Source organism: Flavobacterium piscisymbiosum, from assembly GCF_020905295.1.
GTDB lineage: Bacteria > Bacteroidota > Bacteroidia > Flavobacteriales > Flavobacteriaceae > Flavobacterium > Flavobacterium piscisymbiosum.
In genome coordinates this window covers 584,764-611,241 of the sequence record NZ_JAJJMM010000001.1, presented here as the reverse complement: position 1 = coordinate 611,241, position 26,478 = coordinate 584,764, and the positions used below count along the sequence as shown (strand labels likewise).

The window sequence follows — 26,478 nt, the reverse complement described above, 5'->3', positions numbered from 1 at the left end:
TTTGCGAAATTTAAACGCAAAGTTCGCAAATATTTTTTGCGCAGTTTGTGTTTGCCAAATGCAAAAGCACGCAAAGCTTTGCGAACTTAGCGTTTATAAACGTTAACCTAGATAAAAATCCTTGCGGACTTTGTGGTTAAATCTTCAAAGCATATCAACGCAAAACTTAAAACATGAAACAAAACAAACAAAATTTGTTATTTTAGCAGACAAAACAAAAACACAATGACTTTTCAAAATACACGCGAGTTTGCACGAGAGCTTGATTCGCAAGACACATTAAATCAATATCAGGATCAATTTATTTTTCCTAAGGTAAATGACAAAAGAGTAATTTATTTTACAGGAAACTCCCTGGGTTTACAGCCAAAACGCACCAGAGCATATATCGATGAAGTAATGAACGACTGGGCAAATCTTGCCGTAGAGGGGCATTTTTATGCTGAGAAACCTTGGTGGGATTATCAGGAAAGATTTGCTGAACCGTTAAGTAAAATTGTTGGAGCATTGCCTTCAGAAGTTACTGTAATGAATACGCTAACAGTGAATCTTCATTTATTGATGGTTTCTTTTTATCAGCCAAAAGGCAAACGTTATAAAATTATCTGCGAAGAAAAAGCATTTCCGTCAGATCAATATATGTTTCAGAGTCAGGTACATTTTCATGGATATAAAACAGAAGATGCTATTGTAGAAATCAAACGTCGCGAAGGCGAACACAATATTCGTCTGGAAGATGTTCTCGCAAAAATTGAAGAAGTGGGTGATGAACTGGCTTTGGTTTTAATTGGTGGAGTAAATTATTATACGGGACAAGTTTTCGATATTAAAACGATTACTGAAGCCGGACAAAAAGCAGGAGCAAAGGTAGGTTGGGATTTAGCACACGCTGCAGGTAACATCAAATTGGAACTTCATGACTGGAACGTAGATTTTGCTGCCTGGTGCAGTTATAAATATATGAACTCAGGACCGGGAAATGCTTCTGGTTGTTTCGTCCATGAAAAACACCATAATAATCCGGATTTGCCTCGTTTCGCAGGTTGGTGGGGACACAATAAAGAACGCCGTTTTAAAATGGAACCAACTTTCGATCCTGTTCACGGAGCTGATGGATGGCAAATTAGTAATTTACCAGTACTTTCTTTAGCGCCTTATTTGGCATCTGTAGAAATGTTTGCTGATGTTGGAATGGATGCTTTGATTAAAAAGAGAGATCATATTACCTCATATTTGGAATTTATTTTACATGAAATTGATAAAGAAGTAAAAGGAAATTTCGAAATCATTACCCCTTCAAATCCTGAAGAAAGAGCATCGCAATTATCAGTCTTTTTACACGGAGAAGGAAGAAGTTTGTTCGATTATTTAATGAAAAACGGAGTCATTACAGATTGGCGCGAACCCAATGTAATTCGTCTGGCGCCAGTTCCTTTATATTGTTCTTATGAAGATATGTATGACTTTGGACAAGTCCTGAAAAAAGGAATTTTAGGATAAAGTTTATAATCTCGCAAAGTTTTTTAAGTTTTTTTGAATAGCTTCCAGCTTTAGCTGGATGGAGAAATATGTAAAAGCAAGAAGGGCTTTAGCTAAACTAGTAATAGTATGGCTAAAGCCCTTTTTATTCAAATCATATTCTATGCAAAAAACATTGCGACTTGGCGCCTTTGCGAGATTGTTTTTTAAGTCAGTAACTTAAAAAACAATCTGCTTAAATCTTTTTAAATCTGCGTGAAACAAACATGCACTCAATAAAAAATCCGTTTAAATCCGCGTTTTGCTTTAGCAATCCGTTTCATCCGTGTTCCAAATAATACAACGCAATCTTGAAATTCTATAACCATTAACCTAAATCATGTAACTTCAACAAAAGAAATCTTCTTTAATTTGTAGTGTAATAATTTAAAAACTACAACCATGAAAGCCTTATATATTTTATTCGCCGCTTTATCAATCGTTTCTTGTCAGAATCAAGGAAAAGAAGATATCAATAAAGCCAAACAAGCTAGCATTGATTCGATGAAAGTTGAAATTAATAAACAAAGAGTTATTGATTCAATGAAGACAGAAATGGCAAGCCTTAAAGAACAGCAAAAGGTGGAACAACAAAGAGTAGAATCTCAAAAAGTTGTAGTAGTACATCAGCAACAAGCAAATGGAACTACAACTACAACGACCAAAAAGAAAGGGTGGAGCGCTACTGCTAAAGGTGCCGTAATTGGTGCCGGAGTTGGAGCTGCAACCGGAGCAATCGTGAGTAAGAAAAAAGGCGAAGGTGCCATTATTGGTGGTTTAGCCGGTGCTGCTTTAGGAACCGGAACTGGTGCTGTTATCGATAGCAAAAAGAAAAAAGAGTAGAACAATTTCTATATAAATAAAAACCCCGATTTAAATCTAAATCGGGGTTTTTGAGTGTTAAGCTAATTCTAAGGTTGGTATTTTTATGTTAGATAATTCGGATTTATAAAAATCAAAATCTTTTTTAATTTTACTTAAATCCTGTTTGAAATATAAAGCAGGAGAAAGTAAAGTATTATAATATTCTATTCCTTCAAAAATGTTGGCTTTAAAAGTATTCCACTTTTTTAATTGTGCATTCGTGATATCTCCTGAAATATTTTCGATTTCATTTCTAAAATAATCCACATACATTTTCAATTCCTTTACAAATAAGTTTGGCCTGTTGTCGGTTCTTAGAATCGATTTATTTCCATAAATATGACCCAACATATCAGACAAAGAAACTTCTTGGTCAAAATAAGCCATATTTGGCCCTGGACAGATGACAACTCCTTGCGCCTGCCCTTTTATTTTAATATCGTTCTCTAAATATGATGCATTTGCCAAACCAACACATAAACATGATTTTTCGGTAATCGCAAATTTTGCTTTTTCAAAAGCCTGAGATGACATGGTATCTTTTACGTTTTCTAGTTCTTCCAGCTTGTGATCCTGAAATTTTTTCGAAGCAGTACAAATTCCGTGTGGATCGTATTCTTTACTTAAAGCAAGGAATTTTTTCGGACAGGAACTTCCTGCTTTATTTTGGTCGATTCTTTTTTGTTTTAAAATCTCGTTTGTAGTTCCTCTTAAAGTATTAAACGGAACTCCTAAAGGCGAAATATGACTTAAATATAAATCGTCTTCTTTTGCCTCTATTAATAATTCACGAGTTGCTTTATCTACAGAAGTAGCTTCGGGAACTAATAAAAATGGAGATCCCCATCCCACAGAATCAACTTTGTAATTTTCTAATAAAAATTCATGTTCTTCAGCAGTTCCTACACCGCCCTGAACCGTAATTTTTAGCGGTAAAGGATTTTCTGGTGCATAAATTTGTTTTTGCTGTAATACTTTCGTCATCAACTCGTGTGCAGATTGAACAAGCTGATCCTTTTTTTGTTTAAATTCTTCTAATATTGGTCCTAATAAAAGGCCATCTGTAGCAAAAGCGTGTCCGCCGCAATTCAATCCTGATTCGATTCTGTACTCAGAAACCCAAAGTCCTTTTTTGGCTAGAAAGTTACCCTGAATCATTGCTGATCTAAAGTCACTTACTTTTAAGGTAATTTTCTTTTTTAGTTCATTATTTAGATTCGGAAAAAAATCTGAAAAATTCTCAAAATAGCTGAATAATCTCGGATTCATTCCGGCAGAAAGCACTACCGAAGATTCAAGATTGCTTTTGGCAAAACCTCTCAAAGCAGCGTGAGCATCATTAAATTCAATAGGAAGCTGTTCGTTTTTTTCGAAATTATCTTTATCCAGTTTGGTCATGATATTCACATCAATTTCTCCGGGATAAAGATGCGATTCGATATAATTCTGAATATTTTCTTTAAAAGAAATTCCATCGTATAATAAATTCTGAAATCCTTTTTTTATATCGGATGTATTGGGTAACATCGCCATATAATTTTCTAAAGCAGTTTTGCTTTCGATTAATTCAGTTTTAAAACTCTCGAATTTGTCTTTTACGATTTTGTCGACCAAATTAAGATAAGATGTAATTCTTTCAGCTCTGTAATCGTGAAACTTCTGAGTTATTTCCTCATAAGGAAAATTGAATTTGGTGCTATAAAAGTTACGCATCTTTTCAATTAATTCATCATCGGCTATAGAAACTACAGATGAAATTCCATATTGCGCTACTCGAATTGGGCTGTCGATTGTATAGGCGAGTCCCATTACAGGAATATGAAAAGTGTGTAAAGGTGGCTTTGTCATTTGTTTTTAAATTAAAAATAAAAGCAAATGTTGGAAAATTTATCCTTAAAAAAACTGATAATTGTCAGGTTTTAAATCTTATATGGTATGATTTGTCGCGAGTTACAGTGATTTTTGTCATTCCGATTTCTATGATAAAACCAAATCTTTTTGATAAGGGATTTGGTTTTTTATTACCGCAAAAACTCGATGGATTATTTTATTTCTCACAGCGTTTAAAACGCTCATTTTATTCTTTCCTTCATCAACTTTTCTAATGTAGTATGTTTTTAAATCATTATCTGATCGGACCGCACTCATCGCTGCCAGATGCAGAATAGTTTTTAGATTTTTATCAGCAAGCATTGATACTCCAGGCCTTCTTTTTAATGATGTTCCAGATTGAAAATCAAAAGGAACTACTCCGCTGTAACATGCCATTTTCCTAGGATCAGTTATAGTTGTAAATCCTTCTGTTTTTGACAACAATGTCCATGATAAAACCTGACCTACTCCAGGAACAGATTTAATCAATTTCTGTTTCTGATTAAGGCTCTCTTGGTTTTGGATTATATTTTCAATATCATTTTCTATTATCTTAATTTGGACGTCAATATCTCTAAGAAGCTTAATATTTAAGTCTTTTAGGTGTTTATCTAAGCCAATACTTTTCATGAGTTTGTAATCATGCTGCTGTACTATTAGCTGCTTTTTAATCTTTATTCTTGAAGCTCTTTCGGTTAATAGTATTTTTATCTTTTTAATCGAACAAGAACATGGCTTCCATTCTCTGCTTTCCTGATGATTTTTTTCGATGAAATTACAAATGCGAAGAGCATCAATTTTATCATTTTTACCTCTAACAAGTCCTATACTTTTTTTGATATGTAAAGCTGATATTACATAAACTTTAAAATCAAATTTTTCAAGCACTTCAAACAGATTCCAATTATATCTGCCTGTATTTTCCATAGCTATAATTACCTTTTCTTCCGAGTAGCTTTTGAAGAAACGTTTAATAACAGGTACTTTATTTTCAATGGAAAAGTAGCTTACTGTCTCATTTTTAATACAGATATCCAAAGTCTTACTGCTGATATCAATGCCGATAATAATGTTTTTCATAACTTTGCTTTTACGATTCAACAAATGATTTGAGAAATTCATCATAAGCTCAACTCCTTGATAACGGGTCTCTAGCCCAAATTTCTATCTGAGTCTTTGATGAAAGGGAAGCGAAAGTCTTAATCAAGATATGAGTCACAAACTCAGAGGAACGAATAGTTTACTTTTGCTTCCTTTCTCAATCATAAATTTAATTAAATTTCAAAAAGCAAATCTAAAGGAGGAACGAGGAATCTTCGCAAGTAGCTCTGCATGAATTGATGAAATATAAAATGAAACTCATTTAATTGAGAATATTCTTATTTTTGTTTTTTGAAAAATCATTATATTCAGCAAATGCTATCATTAGAAGGTTATCATACTTATTACATCTACATAATAACAAACAAATCTAAAACAGTATTTTATACTGGAGTTACTAATAACTTAAAAATTCGCTTGGTCCAGCATAAAGAAAATATTTCCGGAGAAAAAAAAAGTTTTGCTTCAAAGTATAATGTTGAGTTCTTATTATACTATGAAAAATTTACTTGGATTCAAGAAGCAATCACCCGTGAAAAAGAAATAAAAGGTTGGTGTAGAACTAAAAAAACAGAGTTAATCAAAACAATTAATCCCGATTTAGATTTTTTAAATTATTTATTTGAATAATTGAAATACTTTGAGGAGTTTCTTACGAAGATTCCTCGTTCCTCGGAATGACAAGATTGCGAGAGATATCTTGAAACTTGTAAATTAAATCAAAATCTTCTTTAAAGATTCCGCTATGCTTCTCCAGAGAAAATTATAAAATGACTTTTCCTGAATTCTTTCTAGCTCGACATCGGCGGTTTTTGGTTTTTCTTTTGAGTCATCTTTAACCAATAAATTAACAATTGCTGATTTTAATTTGGCTTCTTTTTCAGGATTTTTCTTTTTGTATAATTTTACTTTTAGATCATCATAATCTAATGAGGCATTTCCTTTAGATATATTATCGTTTCCGTAAAAATTAAAACGATATTTGTTGAATACTCCGGTAAATGAAGCATTCATGTAAGGTTTGCTAAATCTTCCCATAGCGGCAACATCAAAGTTTGAGATCATTCCCTGAATATGAAAACTATCTTTAAGATCCAGAACATTAAAACTCCAATTGACATCGAGCGGAGAAGTTTTCATGAACAAACAATTGACTTTAATTTTTACATCGGCCATTTTTTTATAGCCAAATCCGCTTTTTAAATTCGTAACCTGCATATTAAAACGATCAAAATTCAAAATCCCGGGACCTTTCGAGAAATCTATTTCTTCCTCATAAACCAGTTTCGATTTTAGAATTTGTATGGTGTCAATTTGAAGCGGAAATTTAATTTTTCGTAATAAATGATTGTACAGATATTTTTTACTCAAATCATCTTTCGGGATTTTATTGCGGTAAATATTGGCATCAACATGATTCGCAATAAGTGAATTTGCTTTAAAGAAAAAACGATCATCTTTAAAACCCCAATCCATTTTTTCAATGTGAGCCGAATCTAATTTTATACCATAAATATCTTTTTCTTTATCTAATCTTTTTACAAACTCTTTTCGGCTAAATTCCGGTAAATAAGAGAATTTTTTAATTTTTAAAAAGTTTCTCTCAGTGCTGATTTGGCCAATATTCATGGCATAAAAAGCACTTGGTTTGTAATATAAACTATCACAGACTAAAACGTATTTTTCAAAACGCATCGGGATTTTTTCTTTCAGAGTAGTATCTGTAAGTAAAATGCCTTCGAGTTTTAATATGATTTTTTTAACGCTAAGAATGGGTTTGTCAGTGTCTAATGAAACCACATCAACTGATCCGTCATTAAGATAAATATTAGAGACGGCAACTATTTTGCGAAACGGTTCAATGATTTCGTTTTTGATACTCTTACTATTATTCAAAAGTTTTTCGCCTTTTTTGTATAAAATCACGCGAGGTTTGTTGATAATAATACTTTCGGCCTGAATAATATCATTAAAGGCTAAATCCCAAATATTAAAATGCTTGATCGTTATGGATTCTATTTTAGAGAAAAGCCCGTTTTTGCTGTCTTTTGGTTGATTTTTAGGGCTTACTAATAATGTCGTGGCATGAATGTTTCGGGAGAAAAGCGATACTTCAATTTTTTCGTAATGAATATTGTAGTTGGTTTTGTTTTTCTCGTTTACAATTATGGGTAATTGTTTTTTTATCCAATAGTTAAGACCAATATTGGCTAAAACCACAAAAAGAAACAAAGAAATTACACCTATCGCTATTTTTTTATAGATTGACATTTATAGTATTGATTTTAAATACATAAATTTAGACTTTTATAAACGATGTTTTTTACACGATTATATCTTAAAGTTACATCATTACCAAATCATTTTATCCTATACTTTTTTGAATATGAGAAAAATTAAAAAAATTCTGTTGGTTTTATTAGTTATAATTGTGGTTTTAGGAATAGGTTTGTGTGCCTATATCTTTCATTTGAAACCCAAATACGAAGGTGAAGTAGAATTGAAAAACCTTGAGAAAGAAACCACTGTTTATTTTGATGATTTTGGAGTGCCTCATATTTATGCCAATTCAGAAAAAGATGCCATGACGGCTTTAGGATATGTTCATGCGCAGGAAAGATTATGGCAAATGGAATTGCTTCGAAGAATTGCTCCTGGGAGATTATCAGAAATCTTTGGATCTGTTGCACTCAAAAATGACAAGTTTTTCTCCGGAATTGGTATCGAAGAAGCTTCGGCAAAAGCCATTGCCAAATTAGATAAAAACAGTCAGAGTTATAAAATGACATTGGCTTACTTAGACGGGATTAATCAGTATTTAGAGGAAGGTACAACGCCAATTGAGTTTACTTTGGTAGGCGTTAAAAAAGAAAAATTTACGATAAAAGACGTTTATAATATTTTTGGATATATGTCTTTTAGTTTTGCTATGGCTCAAAAAACAGATCCTTTGTTAACTGATATTCGTAATAAATACGGAGCAGCATATTTGAAAGATTTAGGTATTGAAGGAGAATTTAATACCACACAAATTAAAAGTTCTAAAGAGAATATTGAAGAATATAGTACGATTGCAAAATCTGTAGCCGCTTTGTTGGATAATTCTCCTATTCCACCTTTTGTGGGAAGTAATAGCTGGGTGGCAGGACCAACGAAAACCAAAAGCGGAAAGGTGATTTTTGCCAATGATCCGCATATTGGTTTTTCGCAGCCGGCAACCTGGTACGAAGCGCATTTAATTACGCCTGAATTTGAATTATACGGTTGTTATCTGGCAGGAACTCCTTATCCTTTATTAGCGCACAATCGTGATTACGCTTACGGACTAACAATGTTCGAAAATGATGATATCGATTTTTATCAGGAAAAAAATAAAACAGGAGATGACAGCCAATATCACACTCCAACTGGTTTTGCAACTTATGAAATCCTAAAAAAAACGATAAAAGTAAAAGATACATCGGATGTGGTTCTTATGGTAAAATCAAGCCGACACGGGCCAATTATGAATGATTTGTTAGATCGTCTGGATAGAAAAAATCCTATTGCCATGTCATGGATTTACACGCAGCAACCTATACAAATTCTGGATGCGGTTTACGGACTTTCGCATGCAAAAAGTAAAGAAGATTTTAGAAAAGCAGTTCAATTGGTTGCAGCGCCGGGACTAAATGTAATGTACGGAGATGCCAAAGGAAATGTGGCCTGGTGGGCAACGGGAATATTATATAAACACGATAAAGGAGTGAATTCATTTTTGATTTTAGATGGAGCAAGTGGAAAAGATGATATCAAAGAATATCTTGATTTTTCGAAAAATCCATCAGCCGAAAATCCAAAATGGGGTTATGTATATTCGGCCAATAATCAGCCGGAAGCGATTGATGGTTATTTGTATCCGGGCTATTATTTGCCGGAAGATCGAGCTAAAAGAATATCATCTTTAATGGATGCAAAATCAGATTGGGATAAAGAAGCAATCAGTAAAATGATTTTTGATAATACTTCTCCAATTGCTCCGGGTGTAGTACAGACTTTAATTTCCAATGTGAATATTGCTTCGCTTTCGCCAAAAGAAAAAGAAGTTATTAAGTCTTTACAATCATGGAAAGGAACAAATAATCTGGAAGATATTGGAGCAACGATTTATAATAAATGGATTTATTTATATCTAAAAAATACTTTTGAAGATGAAATGGGAGAGGACAACTTTAAATTATTTCTGGATACATCTTTAGGAAAACAAATTATTGCGAGACAAATTGAGAATGAAAATTCGGTTTGGTGGGATAATATCAAAACCAAAAATGTAAAAGAGACCAGAGCAGAAATTGTTTCGAAAGCATTTCATCAATCGGTAAAAGAACTTCAGGAACAGTTAGGCGATCAGGTTGCCAACTGGAACTGGGGAAAAGTACATACGGTAGAACACGAACATCCGCTGGGAAAAATAGCTGCTTTGCGTAAACTTTTTGATGTAGGACCTTTTGCAGCTCCGGGATCGAATGAAGTGATAAACAATCAATTCTTCGGATTTAACAAAGAAGGAAAATACTATGTAAAAGGCGGACCATCAACCCGAAGAGTAGTCGATTTTTCAGATATAGAAAATAGCTGGAGTATCTTGCCAACCGGACAATCCGGAAATCCGTTCAGCAAACATTACGGGGATCAGGCCGAAATGTACAATGCGGGGAAATTCAGAAAAATGAAATTAAATAAAGAGGAGATTGTAAAAACGTCGACCAAATTGGTTTTTAAACCAACTATGAAATAAGTTTTTCTATTTTTATGATCTAAATATTTTTTATGTATAAAAAGATTACTTTTTTCGCCTTATTGATTTCAATTTCTGGAATTTTACATCAATTTTTTGCAGGTTATAATAGAACATTTTCTTTTATATTAGATCAGCTTAAATGTGATATATTACTTATTCAGGAAAATGTCTTTTGGATAAGCGGTAATTCCTGGAAATTACTTTTTAATATTTTGCTTTTTATTGGTGCTATTGTTTTCTATATCTCGAAAGAAAAAGAAACACGAATTTTACGTTTCGTTTTTTCCGTTTTATTAGCAGGTAACTGTTATTTTATTTTACTACATTTTTATTTTCTTTTTCAGCCAGAACAAGAGCTTGCTTTGATACAATATTTCTATAGCATCGTTTTGATAGGATTGCGAATTTTTATGTTTTATTGTTTCTACAAAAGCATTATTTATCTGAATAAATTAAAGGTAATTGATGATAAAACTCTTGTTCGAACATGGACTACAGAAGTATCTTATTTTAAACCTGATAATTGGCAGCGTTTATTTCATTTTATTTTTGATTCTTTAATTTTTGGAATAATCGGTTTTCAATTCTTATTTATTTTTGCACATATAAAAGGATTTGATTCAATTTTTAGAAGTATCGAAATGTTATTTAGTCAACAAATTCTTCTAACAATTGTCGTTATTTTTTTTGGAACCCTTTTTTATTTTGTATTTGAAAGCCTTTTTCAGGCAACACCTTCGAAGTTTTTAACGGAAAGTAGAGTAGTAAACAAACAAGGTTTGAAAGGATCTACTTTAACTATTTTTAAAAGATCGTTGAGCAGGAATATTCCGTTTGATCCGCTTTCTTTTTTAGCAAAAGCAAATTGGCATGATTCCGTTTCTAATACAGTAGTTTATAAAGAAAAACAAACAGGTGTTAAGGGAAAGTATTATTTGTTATTAATTCCATTATCTGTGATTGTTGTAGCTTCTATGAGTTATTTGGAGGCTAAAATAAAAAAAGACGCAGATTTAGAATATTCGAATAAAGTTCTTAAAGAAAAAAATGCAGAAATATTAGAATCCTTAAAAACTATTGATACCAATACCATATTGCAATTACCAACTAATGTTTATAGTTTTAAAACATTTTTAAAAATCGAGAATGTTTCTAATGCAAGTATTGAGTATTCAATCTTGTATCTTCAAGATGAAGGTGAAGTTGCATATGTTGACAAAGCTTATGCAAAATCTAAGGATAGATTGAGAAGAGGTAAAATAAAAAGAACAGATTTGCAAAGAATGATTTTAACAGATTTTAAGCATTCTCCTGATTATTACGAAAACGATAAAAAAACTTTTTTAGGAATATCTGAAATTCCTGCATTAAAAGGGAAATACATTGAAGATGTTTTAGAGTTGAATTCTCCTAATTTAAAGGTTTTACGACAACCAAACTTTACTCGTAATGAAAACATGTTAATATTGAGGTTATTTAACTATGGTATTCCTGCTGAGCTTGTTTCAATAAAATCAGAAGACAAAAAAGTGAGTTGGAATATGGATGGTCTTCCTGTGGAATTTGATGATTATGCTCCAATTTATCTCCGGGGAGAAGGAAAGGATTTTACACATTATAAAATACAAGTTTTAATTAATGATAGCCTAAACAAGCAGTTTATTTACGAGATATCTGGTACAAAAGATCAAAACGAAGCTAAAGTTATTTTGATGAAATAGTGAGATTTAATTTTTAATCTAATAGTTTACCGCAAAGAGCTCGATTCCAATCGCTATCGGGATTCGCAAAAAATCGCAAAGTTTTTGCTGAAAAGGACAAAAGTGTAGATTGTAAGGAACTTTAGCAAAAAGTTTATTACAGTGTATTTAAGCATTTTTCGCATCCATCGTTTCGGGATGATAATGATTGGAGATGTTTTATATGAAAAGAATTAAAAAAAAACGTTTGTCCCTTTGAGCCTTTGCAACTTTGAACTTTCTTTAAAAAAAACCTTAGAATCTCAGCAACTTAGCGCCTCAGAACCTAAAAAAACTTAGAACCTTAGCATCTTAGCCCCTCAGAACCTTCCTTTACTTATACTTCCCCCTAACAATATCATTAGCAAATATCTCCAGGTTATAACCAAGAGCATCATTGGCAATCATGACGTTTGAAGCTTGATAAGCAGTATCTTGTTTGTATGTTTTTAAAAGTGTTTCTAATTCTATTTCGTTGTAAAACGCAAACATATTATAAACAGCGTCCCTGAAATTTTTGTAATTAATGGTTTCAGTTATTTCGACCGTTTTTTGGTCGTTCCACTTTTCTTTAAGGGCAGCTTCGTTTATGGTTTCGAGACAAAAATCAATTACATAGTTTTTGTAATGAGCCGCTTCAACAATTTTGTCAATGATAATTTTGTTTTGTTGAGTAGGCATTGGAACTGTTTTGTCAGCTGTTTGAGAATTACCAATGATTGGAATAAACAGGCATAGTAATGATACTAAAAGTTGCATCTTTAATTTTTTCATAGGTTTAAATAAATAGTGTCTACAGCTTTAAAAGTTGTAAATCAGGTTGATTTGGGTTTGGAATTATTTTTTTTTGGGCAGCGCTAAAATAGTTTTTTTATACCAAATATGGAATCAGAAAAACACTTTTAAAACAAAAAAACTCCAATAATTTTGGCTTAAAACCAGAATTATCGGAGTTGGTAAGATAAAGATTACCGCTGTTGGGCTTGGTCTTTTTTTTGTTGTTATTTTTTCAGAAGTTCTTCTAATGCTTTTTTACCTTCATCATTTGAAGGATCAAGTTCTACAGATTTTTTATAGTTTGTAATGGCTAAATTCTTGTTACCGTCTTTTAAATAAGCTTCGCCCAAACTGTCATAAGCATTTCCTGATTTTGGATACGTTTCTGCATTTATTCTGAAAACTTCTATGGCTTCTTTCGTTTTTCCGTTTTGAAGCAATTCATATCCAACTCTATTCATTTCTCCTTCAGAAATGTTATAAACAGGATCATTTTTAAGCTTTTTGTACGTATTTAAACCACCTGTAACTCCTTGTTCTGAAAAGGTATCCAGTAATTCAAATGCTAACGACATTTTAGGCGCTTTAAAAGACTGATTGTACAAAATAGCACGAATAGACTGGCTGATTTCATTTAAAACCGTTCCGCCTGTATTATTCAATAAAACGATTAGATTTTTATCTTCAGGGATTCTGTAAATTATAGTATTAAATCCGTTAATGCCGCCGCCGTGTTCTGTAACTTTTACTTTTCCTGATGCTCCATCGGCTTCTTCGATAAACCATCCATATCCATAAGATGATTGTCCGGTTTTGATATAAGAATTAAATAAAGATTCCATTGATTTTGATGAAAGTAACTTATTCGTATAAAGCGCCTGATCCCAAAGATAAAGATCTTCGACAGTAGAATACAATGAACCTGCAGCATACGGAATACTCATGTCGAGGTAAGGAGCATTTCTAATTTTTTTACCTCTTTTTTCATAACCGGCAGCTCTGTTTTTCAAAATAACATCGGCATGGTCATAACCGGAATTAACCATTTTTAGCGGAGTCAGAATACTTTCCTGCAAATATTGCTCGTATGATTTTCCGGAAACTTTTTCTATAATATATCCCAATAAAAAATATCCTGAATTACTGTAATTGAATTTGTCGCCAGGCGTAAACTCCAATGGAAGATCCCAAAAAGTTTTTACAAATTCTTCCGGAGTATAAGGGTTTCGGCTTTTATCTTTAAAGAAATTAGGAAGAGAAGTATAATTTGGAATCCCTGAAGTATGCGTAAGCAAATGATGAATCGTTATTTTGTCACCCGTTGCTTTTGGATAATCCGGTAAATAAGTGGTGATAGGAACATCTAGTTTTATCTTGCCATCTTCGGCTAATTTTACAATTAAGAAAGCTGTAAATTGTTTGGTGATAGAACCAAGTCTAAATTTGGTATCCGGCTGATTAGGAATATCCCATTCTATATTAGCAGAACCAAATCCTTTTTTTAGAATTACTTTTCCGTTTTCTGCCACAAGTGCAGAGCCGTTAAACTGGCCGTATTGATTGTATTTACTTATAAGTTCATCTATTTGTTTTGCTTTGTCTTGTGCAAAAGAAACATTGAAAGCAAAAATTACAGCAAAAAGAGAGAGAACAACTACTTTGATTGATTTTTTCATAATGATTGATTAGTTAATTATGGTTAATGATCGATTTTGATTGATGATTGAAACTTTATAATCACTCTTGATTAAGATGGCGTCTTTTAGTTAGACGACCAATTTTTAATTAGGTTTCAGGATAAATCAAATTTTTTCATTTTTCTTCTACAGAGAAGATTAGAGCACAAACCAAAAATTACTTTTTGATAGGTCTATGCTCATAACTAACAATTCTTTTCAATTTCCAATCTTTATCTTTCCTTTCCCATATATGAATAAATTTCCCGGTCCCTTCCGGTTTTCCATCAATATAAAAAGTATGTTCGCCGACTTGCACCGCACCAAAATCGCCCAACTTGTCAATAGTACAGGAATTTAGTTTTCGGGTTAGCTTTTCTGGTCTGCTGCATTTTGCGTTCAATGATTTTATTTCATTTTCTTTCGAAACGTTTAAGCCAAAGCGGTCGTCGTAAAACTCAACATCATCGGCTATTATTTTTTTGAATTGTGCTGCATCACATTGGTTAAATGCAACATCAAAAAGCAAACTATCCATCTTAATGATTTCAGTTCTTAGAAGATCTTCGTTTAGTATTTCGCTATTGGTTTGTGCGGCTACTTGTCTGCTTAGGAAAAAAATAAAAAGAACTATTACATTTACCATGGGTATTGTTGTTATGGTTTTATTATTTTCCATTTTATTTTGTTTCAATTTCAATTATCTTCTTTCCGTTTTCGCCCAAATAGTGGTTCACTATTTTTTCATAAACTTTGTATCCGTCATCTACATTGGTAAAAATAACTAAGCCTTGTTTGGTTTTTGGTAATAATAAAACAATGGTTTGCACACCTTTGTCTGCACCGCCGTGAGATAAAGCATAATTATCATTTCCGAGATCATAGATTTCGAAACCCAGCCCGAAATATTTGTTTTTCTTAGTTTCAACCTGATGCGATGTCATATCGTCAAACACTTTTTTGCTTAATCCGTCGCTGTTCATTACACTGCATAAAAATGTGCTGTAATCTTCAATTGTTGTCAATAAATCATCAGCAGCATTTGCAGTTTTATTTTTAGCAGGTTCGTAAGCGTTTCCTTTATTGTCGTAACCAATAGCATATCTCGAAACATCGGTAATATCATTCCAGACAAATTTAGTATCCGTCATTTTTAGCGGTTTGATAATTAATTTATCTGCTAATTGCGGTAATGTTTTGTTGAATTTCTTTTCAAGTACTTTCCTTAAGTATTCAAATCCTTCTCCGGAATATTGATACTTTGTTCCGGGTTTAAATTTGAAGTCTAATTTTCCGGATTCGTTCATAAATCTCCAATTCGGAAAACCGGTTTGATGACTTAAAATGATTCTTGCAGTTAGAAGTTTTGTATTTGGATCACTTGCGATATCCGGATCTGTCCAGTATTTATAAAGTGGTTCGTCTAAATCTAGTTTTCCTGAGCTTGCCAATTTCAGAGCGACGATTGCTGTTACAGGTTTGGTTAAAGATGCTACATTCCAAATAGTGTTAAACGGTGCTGTAACCCCTTTTTTAAGTTCACCAAATACTTTTATTTGTTGAAGTTTTCCGTTGTTGATAACACCAATTCCAAGAGTTGGAACATTATTTTGTTTCAGCCATTTTTCAATTTCCTGATCATTATCAAAAATGCTTGATTTTGTACCTACAGTATTAACATTCTGGTGATCGTAGCTTAAAGATCTTCTCAGTTTCCAAACCCCATTTTCCAATATCCAGAGATGAGTGAATCTTGCGGTACTTCCAAATTTGTCTTTTTTATCTGGGGTAGGTTCAAAAAACTGATGAATTCCTATTTGCAAAGCACCGTACAGAACGCCACCTTTTGCTAACGGATAAATTTCAGTGCTTCCTTCAACCAGATCTCTTCTGGCTTGATAGGTTTTGGTAGCGCTACATAAGCCTTTTCTAATGTTTTTTAAAAATAAAGTTCTGTCCTGAATACTGTCTCTATCATGATAAAATTCAAAATTATTGCTTAGTAAGTTTTCGAATTGTGATACATTGCAAGTATTAAAACCAACATTAAAGAGAAGGCTGTCCCTTGACATAATGGTTTTGTACAGTTTTGAATTTTTTTCTTCCTGAGAAAATCCAATATGGAATTGGAGAAGTAGTATCCCAACTAAAATTACTTTTAGCTGGAAAAATGATTTGTTGATTTTCATTTTTGATTGATTTGATTGATTTGATTGATTGATTTGATTGATTGATGATTTTGCAATATTAATGCAATCAAATGTAACAAAATTGTACAAATACGAAATACTATCTTTTCTTAGAAAGAAAATAAGAATCTGAGTTGAACATTTTTGGAGTTGTTTTAGTCACATCTTTGAATTTTTTGATGAAATGCGACTGATCAAAATATTTGTTGTAAAGCGCAACATCGGTCAGTTTTAGTTTCTCTAAATCAGAGTTTACCATTTGGTCGACCGATTTTCTGAATTTTAGAATCTGAATATAATTTTTGATCGTTAGTCCGGTTGCTGTTTTAAATTTAATTTGAAGCGACCTTTGCGAAGAATTTAGATTTTTTCCTATTTCCGAAACCGAAATTTCTTCATTTTGAAGTTTGATCATTTCGCAAATTTTTTCGATTGTGTTTTTTTTAGAATGCGAAATACTTAATTCTTCAAAATAAGAATTAATTGTATTTAATAATACTAGAATATCGCTGCTTAGATCCGTTTCGATTTTGTTTTTGAAAGGCAATTCGGCAGCATCAATTTTAAGAATAGCATCTGTAAAATTGCTCAAGTCATAATCTGGAAACATCGAAAGTGTCCAGGCATGTAGTTGAATTATCGTAACCTTTGTTTTGGGTTGAATATTAACCAAAACTTTATTGGTCATTTGCGAACAAAAGTAAAATCCTTCGTTCATTTCATATTTACTTTTACTAGTATGAACTTCTATGGCATTTCCGCTTACAATTGCGACATTAAAACAACCGTTGGGTAAAACGAGTTTGTTTTCGATTAGGCTTTCGCCGATGCTGTTATCAAGACACCAAATTTTATTGACGAACCTTTCAGTTTTTTGATTTACGTAATGTTCTGAATATAGGTTCATATTTTGGTATTATGTTGTTTGGTAGATTGATTAGTTATTTATTGAAAGTAATTTTCTATTCTTAAATCTAATATGGTGTACTTTAATGCAAAACATAAAATTAGTGGTAAAATTATTAATATAAAATTAAAACATTCTTCGAGTGTGGTAACTTTATCAGATTCTTCATCTTTCCAAACAGAATTGTATCTTACTTTAAAATATAGATTTCGACCATTTTTTTTAAGGATGTAATTATCAAAATATTTGTAAAGTATTAAAAATATCAAAAGACATAAAGACAGGAAAGAAGTTTCTTTTCTATTTTCTAACATTTGGCTATTATAAGCAGTTATGGCAAGAAAAGGAGATAAGATTGAAAAATAGAAAAGCATATTATATTTTTTTTTATCTCGTAAAATTTTATGTGCAGGAGGATAGATAAGCGTAACATACCAAATAAATGCAAATCCTATTAGGGAAGCAGTTAAACTTATTGTTTCCATTTTTTAAGATTTGGTTTTAAGTAATTATTGATTTGATTTCTAGCTAAAATATAAATTTCTAATTAAACTCATAAAAATATGTTCGTTTAGTAACATCCCATTCCTCCAAAATCACGCTATAATAAACATCATCTTTACTCTTTCCTTCAGAATCAACATAATTATTTCTAAAGATACCTTCTTTCACAGCACCTAGCTTCTCAATCGCTCTTTGAGATTTTTTGTTCTCCAAATCAGCACTAAACTGTATTCTCCTGAATTGAATTTTTTCGAAACCAAAATTCAGTAATTCGTATTTGCACGCTTTGTTTAAACCTGTTCCCTGAAAATTTTTTCCGTACCAGGTCCAGCCAATTTCGCATTTCTGGCTTGCGTGGTTTAGGTAACCGTAACGCGTGCTTCCGGCAACTTTATCAGTCGCTTTGTCTATAATTAAAAAGGGATAACAAATTCCGTCTGCTTTTTGTTTTAAGGTGCTTTTGATATAATTTTCGAAATCAGCATCGTTTCTAACATACATTCCCATGAATTTCCAAATTTCATCATCGAAGATGATTTCTTTGAGTTCTATGTTTCTTTCGTTTTCGAATGGAAGTAATAGTACTTTTTCGTTTTCTAAAATAATATCAGATTGTAATAGCTCGCTTTTCATATAGTTTGAATTTTGCCACAAAGTCGCAAGGGCACAAAGTTTTTATCGCAATCTTGTCATCCTGACGAAGGAAGGATCACACTAGAAACTCCGTACAGAAATTCGCCAATCTTTGTCGAGTTACGTGTGTGATCCTTCCTTCGTCAGGATTGACAAAAAACAAAACTTTGCGATTTTGCGAAATTATATCTTCAGCGAAAGTAATCTTTTTCGGATTTCTAATAAATCATTAAAAACAGGATTTTGTTATGAAAACTAGTGCTGCATGAGGGATAGAAGCGATATCTCCCGATTTAGAAAAACAAGGCTTTTTAGCCGTAGTTTTTGTTAATCGGGAATATAGCGGATAGCCCGACCCGCTTTTTTCGGCGGGTCATGCCCAAATAATTATAACGAATAAGTCTAAATATTTGGTTTATTTTAAAGCTTTTGTGTATTTATTACTTATTTTTACGATCTTATATTTAGATTTTTCTTGATGCAAACTCCACTAAAAATTGCTGTTGTAGGTTCTGGATTGGTAGGATCACTATTGGCAATTTATCTCAAAAAAGCAGGTCACACCGTTCATGTTTATGATCGTAGTCCTGATATTCGTAAAATTAATTTTTCGGGTCGTTCTATCAATCTGGCAATGTCTAACCGTGGCTGGAAAGCGCTCGATGGCGTTGGTGTTGGCGATTCGGTGCGTGAAATCGCGATTCCGATGGACAAACGTGCGATTCATTTGGTTGATAAACTCAATTTTCAGAATTACGGGCAGGAAGGTGAGTCGATTTATTCGATTTCCAGAGGTGCTTTAAACAGAAAAATGATTGATCTTGCTGAAGCCGCCGGAGCTGAATTTTTGTTTGAACAAAAAATCTGGGATGTAACGCTAAGCGATGCGACTTTGCATATTGGTGAAACAGAAAGAGGCGAGTGGGAGGAGAAAAAATACGATATGGTTTTTGGTGCCGATGGTGCTTTTTCCAGAATTCGTCACAGAATGCAACGCCAGAGCATGTTTAATTATTCGCAGGAATTTTTGAATATGGGATATAAAGAATTGAATATTCCGGCAAATGCCGATGCGACACATAAGTTGGATAAAAACTCTTTTCATATTTGGCCGCGAGGCGAATATATGTTGATTGCGCTTCCTAATCTTGACGGAAGTTTTACGTGTACTTTATTCATGCCTTTTGAAGGTGAAAATTCTTTTGCATCGCTTACAGATCGTAAAATGGTAGAAGATTTCTTTGAGAAGAACTTCCCGGATTCGATTGAAGTGATTCCGAAATTGGCAGAAGATTTCTTTAAAAATCCAACCAGTACTTTGGTGACAATGAAGTGTTTTCCTTGGACTTATGAAGATAAAATTGCTTTGATTGGAGATGCTTGTCACGCTATTGTTCCGTTTTACGGACAAGGTATGAATGCTGGTTTTGAAGATATTACGGTTTTGAACGAAATGATCGAAAAGTACGGAAACGACTGGAAGAAAATTTTCTCTGAATATCAAATTTCACGTAAACCAAATGCTGATGCCATTGCCGAACTTTCGTACCGAAATTTTATGGAAATGAGCACGAAAACAGCAGATGAAAAATTCTTATTGCAAAAGAAAATAGAAAAAGCATTTTCTGATAAACATCCTGATAAATGGATTCCGCTTTACAGCCGTGTAACTTTTAGTGATCGCCCTTATGCCGAAGCTTTGGCGATAGGCGATTTTCAAAACGGAATTATGGAAGAAATTCTAAAAATAGATAATATCGAAAATATCTGGAACAGTACTGAAATCGACAATAAGATTCTGGAGTTGTTGCAAAAATAATTACAATATCAAAAATCAATATCAATGTCAAAAATCAATAGTATTTGCAATTTAAAATTGTAATTGATTTTGACATTGATATTGTAATTGAGTTTTGATATTGTTATTGAATTTATTTTTTGAATATTTTCGATAAAACTCCAAAAACACCTCTGATAAAAGTAGCACTTGTTACTACCTTTAAAACTGATTTTGTTACTACACTTGTAGTACTCGGTTCAGCTTTTGATGATTTTGTTGGTGCTTTTTGTTCTTGCTCCGCGCTGGCCTGAGCAGCATCGGCAATTTTTTTGTTTAGAATTTCATAAGCGCTTTCGCGATCCATTTCTTCGGCGTATTTTTTTACCAGTTTGGATTTGCTGTTTATGACTTCGATTTCATCAGAAGTAAGAACGTCCATTCGGCTCATTGGTGCACGCATCATTGTAGCAACAAGCGGAGTCGGAATTCCTTTTTCGTTAAGTGCCGTAACCAGCGCTTCTCCAATTCCTAAGTTCGTTAGCAATTCGTCTGTTTTATAATATTGTGAAGAAGGATAATTGTCTGCTGTTTTTTTAATCGCCTGACGATCATTTGCTGTAAAAGCTCTTAAAGCATGTTGAATTTTTAAACCCAATTGTGCTAAAACACCACTAGGAACGTCCATAGGGTTTTGAGTAACAAAATAAATACCAACACCTTTAGAACGTATCAGTTTTACAATCGTTTCAATTTGTTCAAGTAAGACTTTGCTGGCTTCATTAAAGATCAAATGGGCTTCGTCGATAAAAATGACCAGTTCTGGCTGAGAAACATCTCCTTTTTCAGGCATTTGCTGATAAATTTCGGCCAATAAACTCAACATAAAAGTCGAGAATAATTTTGGTTTATCCTGAATATCAGTCAAACGAATGATATTAACATATCCTTTTCCGTTTTCATCAATTCGCATTAAATCATCAATTTCAAAGGATAATTCTCCAAAAAAGATATCTCCTCCCTGTTGTTCTAATTCTATTATTTTTCGTAAAATAGTTCCCGTTGTGGCAGTAGAAATTTTGCCATAATTGGCTGATATTTCTTCTTTACCTTCTTCAGTAATATAGTTGATTACTTTTTTAATATCCTTTAAATCCAGCAAAGGCATATTGTTGTCATTGCAATATTTAAAAATAACAGCAACAACCCCCGCCTGAGTGTCATTAAGATCTAAAATTCGGGAAAATAAAACAGGACCAAACTCTGAAACCGTGGCTCTTAAGCGAACTCCGTTTTGTTTGGATAAAGACATCAATTCAACCGGAAATGAAGCAACATTGTATGGGATGTTTATTTTTGCATGTCGTTCTGTAATAAAGCCTTCTTCCTTTCCTTCTTCTGCAATTCCGCTAAAATCTCCTTTTATATCCATCATTAAAACAGGAATTCCGGCATTTGACAACTGCTCAGAAAAAACCTGTATTGTTTTTGTTTTTCCTGTTCCGGTTGCGCCGGCTATTAAACCGTGTCGATTTAGGGTTTTTAGTGGAATTTTAACATGAGCTTCAGCAATTGGTTCTCCGTCAAGTATCGCTCCGCCCAGAATTATATTATCTCCTTTAGAAGCGTAACCATTGTTTATATCTTGAATGAAATTGTCTTTTTTATTCATGTTTTATTTGTAATTTAGATGATTATAAGAGTATTGCTTGGTTTTTTAACATTTTGCCTTCGTTTTTTTTAGTAAGAAAAAGCTTTTGTGGGTTGAAAATTATATAAAAAATAATTTCGCATCTTTTTAAGAAGATATCAACGGAATGTTTGAATATTTACTAAAACGTTGTAATTTTCCCATTAATCGCCCTGTTTTTTGTTTTATCTAAAAAATGACGCCGGCAATTTAATGAGATATTTTTTAAATTGACGTTAAATTTCATTCAATTAAATTAAAAAAAGTTTTTTTATTTAAACTAAACGTATAAATTTGCTCCTCTACAAGTTAAATATAACTAAAAAATAAAAATTATTTAAAACTATTAAAATTAAAAAAAATGGCAAACGTTAAAGTTAAAAAAGAAAGCACTTCAAATGGAGGAGGAATGATTACAGGAATCATTATTGTTGCGTGTATTTTAGTTGGGGTGTTTATTTGGAAAGTAATCATGGGAGATGCTGCTAACTTCGAAGGAGGTAACCCAGAAACAGGTCACCCGATCAATACATTAGGTCAAGTTTATAAAGGAGGTTTTATTGTACCGGTATTATTAGGTATGTTTTTAATGGTTGTTGTTTTTTCTATTGAAAGATTTATCGTTATTGGTAAAGCTGCTGGTAAAGCAAACTTAGATACATTTATGAAAAATGTACAAGGAAACATTAAAGAAGGAAACATCGAGGCTGCTATCGCTTCATGTGACAAACAACAAGGTTCAGTTGCAAATGCAATTAAATCTGCTTTGGTAAAATACCAAGATGTTAAAAAAGAAGGTTTCAACAGTGAAGAAGCTGCAGAAGTAATCCACAAAGAAATCGAAGAGGCAACTTCATTAGAAATGCCAATGTTAGAAAAAAATATGACTATTATCTCTACTTTAGTATCTTTAGGTACATTAGGAGGATTATTAGGAACTGTATCAGGTATGATTAAAGCGTTTGGTGCGTTAGCTTCTGCTGGAACTCCAGATCAAGCTGCTCTTGCAACAGGTATCTCTGAAGCACTTATCAACACTGCAACAGGTATCTCTACTTCAATCTTAGCGATCGTTTCTTATAACTTCTTTACTGCTAAAATTGATGATTTAACTTACTCTATCGATGAGGCTGGTACTACAATTGTAAATACTTACAGAAGATTCAGAGGAAGTTTGAAACAATAATTAATTTTTGATTAGTATTAATTACAATTAATTATATCAAAATAAAATAAAAGATAATGGCTAAAATAAAAATGAAAAAAAAGTCAACATCGACAGATATGACTGCCATGTGTGATGTTGCGTTCCTTTTGCTTACGTTCTTTATTTTGACCGCTACTGCTAAAGTGCCAGAAGCACTTCCTGTAGATATGCCTTCTTCTGTTGCTCAAACTAAATTACCTGATTCGGATTTAGCAATTATTACAATAGGAAAAGGTGCAGATGGAAAAAGCAAAGTGTTTTTTGATCTAAAAGGTAGAGAGATTCGTAAAAGAACTCTTGAAGGTATGGGTGCAAAATACGGTGTTACTTTTACAGAAGACGATAAAACTAAATTTGCTTTAATGGATGACTTTGGTGTGCCATTGACAAATTTGAAACAAATTATCGATCTGAAAGCGGCTGACAGAACAAAAGCAAATCAACCTGGAATTCCAATAGATTCATTAGATAATCAATTAAAAGACTGGCTTTTGGTTTCAAGAAGAGCTTCGATTGATCTTGATGATAAAGAATTGAAAATTGCAATAAAAGGTGATGCTAAAGAACAATATCCACAAATCAAAAAGATAATGGATATTCTACAAGATCAGAAAATCAATTCCTTTAACTTAGTTACAGGTACGAGAGGAAGAGACTTTTAATTAAAAAATATACACTAAAATGGCTGAATTAAATACCGGCGACGGTGGTGGCGGAAAAGGTGGTAAAGTAAGAAGTAAAAAGCAGAATTCTAAAGTCGATTTAACGGCAATGGTGGATTTGGCATTCTTATTGATCACGTTCTTTATGTTAACCACATCGTTGTCAAAACCTCAAGCGATGGATTTGTCTCTGCCAGATAAAGATCCAGATCCTACTAAGAAAACGGAGGATACAAAAGTAGATGAAAATCGTACGATGACTGTAATGCTTGGTGCCGATAATAAAATGGTTTATTATATGGGATTGCTTGCAACTCCTAAAGTAGGTCCAAAGGATATTGCCTATGGTAAAGACGGAATTCGTAAAGAATTATTAACTCAGAAAAAAGCAGTTTTAGCTTATTCTACAGCTTTAGGGAAACCTAAAAATGGAATTATAGTTATTATCAAGCCAACTAAGAAATCAAATTACCGTAATTTGGTTGATATTTTGGATGAAATGGCAATTTCAGGTGTAGAGACTTATGCGATTGTTCCTGAGTTTAGTCCAGAAGAAACGAAATTGATAGATAAAAAATAAGAGCAATCTTGTTTTAATCCTTAATAATCAAGAAATATGAAACTAGATATAATTAAAAATCAGTGGCTTGATATCGTATTCGAAGGGCGTAATAAGATATATGGTGCATATGAGTTAAGAAAAGCTAACGGTAAGACGACTGTAAAGGCGCTTATTATTGGTTCACTTATCTTTAGCGCTGCTGTTGCAGCTCCTCTTATTGCAAGCTTCTTACCAGATTCTGAAGAAGAAGTGGTAAACAACGATATTAAAATCGCAACAGTAAAATTGCCTCCTAAAAAAGAGGAAATTAAGCCAAATCAACCGCCACCACCACCACCACCACCAAAAGTGGATCAGGTGAAGTTTGTGAAACCGGTAGTTGCTAAAGCAAACGAAATTACTGAAGACCCACCAAAAATTGTGGATCTTAAGGATAAAAAAGTAGGTAACGAAACTATCAAAGGAGATCCGGATGCAGTTTTAACTGTTGATGAGCCAGTTGGTAAAGGACCTGTTCAGGAGATCATCCAAGAAGATAACAACGTTTACAACACGGCTGGTATCGAAGTAAAACCAGATTTCCCTGGAGGAATTGAAAAGTTCTACAAATTCGTAGGAAACAATTACAAGACTCCGGAAGAAGAAGGTTTAAAAGGTAAAGTTTATGTTACTTTTGTAGTTGAAAAAGACGGTTCATTAACCGACATTAAAGTTTTAAGGGATATCGGTTACGGTACAGGAGCAGAAGCAATTCGTGTTCTTAAAAAATGTCCAAAATGGACTCCCGGCGAACAAAATGGTAAAAAAGTTAGGGTACTTTACTCGCTTCCTATTACTATTCAATCTGCAGAATAATGTTAAAAGATAAGCTTAATAATATTCAGAAGAAATCGCTCAAAGAGCGATTTCTTCTTGTTTTAGGAATAATGTTTTTTTTAATATATCTTGTACTGGGTTTAATGATTATGTTCTGGAAGAAACTTCCTTTAGACATGGAACCTAAATACAGATATGCTTTTGGCGGATTATTGATCGTATATTCAGGAATTCGTTTTTTAAGATTAATCAATTCAAACGCAGAATAATTATGTTCAAATATGGTAAAATTGTAGGTTTGGTAGTTTTTGTTTTTTTGTTTGCCATGTGTAACCAAAAAAGTAAAAATGAAGCTGATAATGAAACAATTTTAAAAGGATCTATAGATATTACTGTAGATGAAACAATAAAACCTATTGTAGAAGATATGGTGGCTGTTTTTGAAGGTACTTACTATGATGCTAAGATTTCATTAAAGCCTAAATCTGAAGCTGAGCTTATAAATGATTTGTTAAATCAAAAAGCAAAAGTGGTTGTTACTACCAGAGATTTGACTCAGGAAGAGAAAACAAGATTCGAAAAAAGCAAGATTAATCCTAGAGTAACGCCGTTTGCATCAGATGCAATTGCTTTTGTTACTAATAAAAGCAATAATGATACATTAATTGCGTTGAAAACCGTGATTGATTTTTTACAAGGCAAATCAGATTCTGAAATCAAGGGACTTGTTTTTGATAATCCAAATTCAAGTACGGTACGATACATGAAAGAATTGGCTAAGGTGAAAGATATTCCATCAAAAAATGTTTTTTCTTTTAAAACTAACTACGAAGTTATTAAATTCGTGTCTGAGAATGATGGTATGATTGGAGTAGTTGGAGTAAATTGGTTGTATCAGCCATCTCCAAATATGCTCGACATTGTTAAAAAGATAAACGTTATGAGTGTAAAAGGTCTAAATGGTGGGGGATACTATAGTCCTACTCAAAATGATCTTGGTGAGAAAAAATATCCTTTGGCACGTGATTTGTTTATTATAAATTGTCAGGGTTATACTGGTTTAGGAATGGGGTTCGCTTCATTCATTTCAGGAGACATCGGACAACGTATTGTTTTAAAATCGGGATTATTGCCTGTTAGAACTCCAGGAAGAAATCTTAAAATTAGAAGTCAAATTATTAAAGATAAAGAATAAATTAATTAC

The 26,478-nt window shown here is 32.8% G+C and carries 23 protein-coding genes; 12 read left to right on the top strand and 11 right to left on the bottom strand.

The window, feature by feature from the left end; all coding sequences use genetic code 11:
• The first annotated feature begins 225 nt into the window (after window positions 1-225).
• On the top strand, window positions 226-1,500 hold the full coding sequence (gene kynU / locus LNP81_RS02910; protein ID WP_230033289.1) for a kynureninase: 1,275 nt from the start codon (window positions 226-228) through the stop codon (window positions 1,498-1,500).
• Between the two features lie 420 nt (window positions 1,501-1,920).
• The gene (locus LNP81_RS02905) at window positions 1,921-2,361 is read left to right on the top strand and encodes a YMGG-like glycine zipper-containing protein (RefSeq protein WP_230033287.1); all 441 of its coding nucleotides are present in this window, start codon (window positions 1,921-1,923) and stop codon (window positions 2,359-2,361) included.
• Between the two features lie 57 nt (window positions 2,362-2,418).
• Here LNP81_RS02905 and LNP81_RS02900 read toward each other — a convergent pair whose 3' ends face one another.
• Together LNP81_RS02900 and LNP81_RS02895 are read right to left on the bottom strand one after the other, a co-directional pair.
• Window positions 2,419-4,230: a hypothetical protein gene (locus tag LNP81_RS02900; RefSeq protein ID WP_230033285.1), complete on the bottom strand. Its 1,812-nt coding sequence runs from the start codon at window positions 4,228-4,230 to the stop codon at window positions 2,419-2,421.
• Window positions 4,231-4,359: 129 nt separating this feature from the next.
• Window positions 4,360-5,334 carry an IS110 family RNA-guided transposase gene (locus LNP81_RS02895; RefSeq protein WP_230033283.1) on the bottom strand — a complete coding sequence of 325 codons (975 nt, stop codon included), beginning with the start codon at window positions 5,332-5,334 and terminating at the stop codon, window positions 4,360-4,362.
• A 336-nt stretch (window positions 5,335-5,670) separates the two neighbouring features.
• Here LNP81_RS02895 and LNP81_RS02890 point away from each other — a divergent pair, with 336 nt between their 5' ends.
• A complete protein-coding gene (locus LNP81_RS02890; RefSeq protein WP_230040848.1) occupies window positions 5,671-5,985 on the top strand; it encodes a GIY-YIG nuclease family protein in 315 nt (104 codons plus the stop codon).
• 84 nt (window positions 5,986-6,069) lie between these two features.
• Here the strand turns inward: LNP81_RS02890 and LNP81_RS02885 are convergent, their stop codons facing one another.
• On the bottom strand, window positions 6,070-7,626 hold the full coding sequence (locus tag LNP81_RS02885) for a hypothetical protein (RefSeq protein WP_230033281.1): 1,557 nt from the start codon (window positions 7,624-7,626) through the stop codon (window positions 6,070-6,072).
• A 115-nt stretch (window positions 7,627-7,741) separates the two neighbouring features.
• Here LNP81_RS02885 and LNP81_RS02880 point away from each other — a divergent pair, with 115 nt between their 5' ends.
• On the top strand, window positions 7,742-10,132 hold the full coding sequence (locus tag LNP81_RS02880; protein ID WP_230033280.1) for a penicillin acylase family protein: 2,391 nt from the start codon (window positions 7,742-7,744) through the stop codon (window positions 10,130-10,132).
• 215 nt (window positions 10,133-10,347) lie between these two features.
• The gene (locus LNP81_RS02875; RefSeq protein ID WP_230033279.1) at window positions 10,348-11,856 is read left to right on the top strand and encodes an RDD family protein; all 1,509 of its coding nucleotides are present in this window, start codon (window positions 10,348-10,350) and stop codon (window positions 11,854-11,856) included.
• Between the two features lie 351 nt (window positions 11,857-12,207).
• Here LNP81_RS02875 and LNP81_RS02870 read toward each other — a convergent pair whose 3' ends face one another.
• The 7 genes from LNP81_RS02870 to LNP81_RS02840 all read right to left on the bottom strand — a co-directional run bounded on the left by LNP81_RS02870 (window position 12,208) and on the right by LNP81_RS02840 (window position 18,560).
• Window positions 12,208-12,648: a hypothetical protein gene (locus tag LNP81_RS02870; protein ID WP_230033278.1), complete on the bottom strand. Its 441-nt coding sequence runs from the start codon at window positions 12,646-12,648 to the stop codon at window positions 12,208-12,210.
• A 227-nt stretch (window positions 12,649-12,875) separates the two neighbouring features.
• On the bottom strand, window positions 12,876-14,327 hold the full coding sequence (locus LNP81_RS02865) for a serine hydrolase (protein ID WP_230033277.1): 1,452 nt from the start codon (window positions 14,325-14,327) through the stop codon (window positions 12,876-12,878).
• A gap of 178 nt (window positions 14,328-14,505) precedes the next feature.
• Window positions 14,506-15,006, bottom strand: coding sequence for a nuclear transport factor 2 family protein (locus tag LNP81_RS02860; RefSeq protein ID WP_230033276.1), 501 nt, complete (start codon window positions 15,004-15,006; stop codon window positions 14,506-14,508).
• Between the two features lies 1 nt (window position 15,007).
• Entirely contained in the window at window positions 15,008-16,516 is a 1,509-nt protein-coding gene (locus LNP81_RS02855) for a serine hydrolase domain-containing protein (protein WP_230033275.1), read from the bottom strand.
• Window positions 16,517-16,616: 100 nt separating this feature from the next.
• Window positions 16,617-17,423 (bottom strand): helix-turn-helix domain-containing protein, encoded by an 807-nt coding sequence (locus LNP81_RS02850; protein ID WP_230033274.1) that lies wholly within the window; start codon window positions 17,421-17,423, stop codon window positions 16,617-16,619.
• A gap of 38 nt (window positions 17,424-17,461) precedes the next feature.
• Window positions 17,462-17,908, bottom strand: coding sequence for a hypothetical protein (locus LNP81_RS02845; protein ID WP_230033272.1), 447 nt, complete (start codon window positions 17,906-17,908; stop codon window positions 17,462-17,464).
• Between the two features lie 58 nt (window positions 17,909-17,966).
• Window positions 17,967-18,560, bottom strand: a complete 594-nt coding sequence (locus LNP81_RS02840; RefSeq protein WP_230033270.1) for a GNAT family N-acetyltransferase — start codon at window positions 18,558-18,560, stop codon at window positions 17,967-17,969.
• Window positions 18,561-19,038: 478 nt separating this feature from the next.
• Between LNP81_RS02840 and LNP81_RS02835 the strand changes: the two genes are divergently transcribed.
• Window positions 19,039-20,379 (top strand): FAD-dependent oxidoreductase, encoded by a 1,341-nt coding sequence (locus LNP81_RS02835; protein WP_230033268.1) that lies wholly within the window; start codon window positions 19,039-19,041, stop codon window positions 20,377-20,379.
• A gap of 112 nt (window positions 20,380-20,491) precedes the next feature.
• Here LNP81_RS02835 and LNP81_RS02830 read toward each other — a convergent pair whose 3' ends face one another.
• Window positions 20,492-22,009 (bottom strand): helicase HerA-like domain-containing protein, encoded by a 1,518-nt coding sequence (locus LNP81_RS02830; RefSeq protein ID WP_230033266.1) that lies wholly within the window; start codon window positions 22,007-22,009, stop codon window positions 20,492-20,494.
• A 379-nt stretch (window positions 22,010-22,388) separates the two neighbouring features.
• Here LNP81_RS02830 and LNP81_RS02825 point away from each other — a divergent pair, with 379 nt between their 5' ends.
• Genes LNP81_RS02825 through LNP81_RS02800 form a run of 6 tightly spaced genes read left to right on the top strand, consistent with a single transcriptional unit; the run spans window position 22,389 to window position 26,469 of the window.
• On the top strand, window positions 22,389-23,213 hold the full coding sequence (locus LNP81_RS02825; protein WP_065448545.1) for a MotA/TolQ/ExbB proton channel family protein: 825 nt from the start codon (window positions 22,389-22,391) through the stop codon (window positions 23,211-23,213).
• A gap of 56 nt (window positions 23,214-23,269) precedes the next feature.
• On the top strand, window positions 23,270-23,896 hold the full coding sequence (locus tag LNP81_RS02820) for an ExbD/TolR family protein (RefSeq protein WP_230033264.1): 627 nt from the start codon (window positions 23,270-23,272) through the stop codon (window positions 23,894-23,896).
• A gap of 19 nt (window positions 23,897-23,915) precedes the next feature.
• Window positions 23,916-24,476, top strand: coding sequence for an ExbD/TolR family protein (locus LNP81_RS02815; RefSeq protein ID WP_194617800.1), 561 nt, complete (start codon window positions 23,916-23,918; stop codon window positions 24,474-24,476).
• 36 nt (window positions 24,477-24,512) lie between these two features.
• On the top strand, window positions 24,513-25,313 hold the full coding sequence (locus tag LNP81_RS02810) for an energy transducer TonB (RefSeq protein WP_230033262.1): 801 nt from the start codon (window positions 24,513-24,515) through the stop codon (window positions 25,311-25,313).
• Window positions 25,313-25,543, top strand: a complete 231-nt coding sequence (locus LNP81_RS02805; RefSeq protein WP_194617802.1) for a hypothetical protein — start codon at window positions 25,313-25,315, stop codon at window positions 25,541-25,543. The genes LNP81_RS02810 and LNP81_RS02805 overlap by 1 nt, the downstream gene beginning before the upstream one ends.
• A gap of 2 nt (window positions 25,544-25,545) precedes the next feature.
• Window positions 25,546-26,469, top strand: coding sequence for a PstS family phosphate ABC transporter substrate-binding protein (locus tag LNP81_RS02800; protein WP_230033260.1), 924 nt, complete (start codon window positions 25,546-25,548; stop codon window positions 26,467-26,469).
• Window positions 26,470-26,478: the final 9 nt, after the last annotated feature.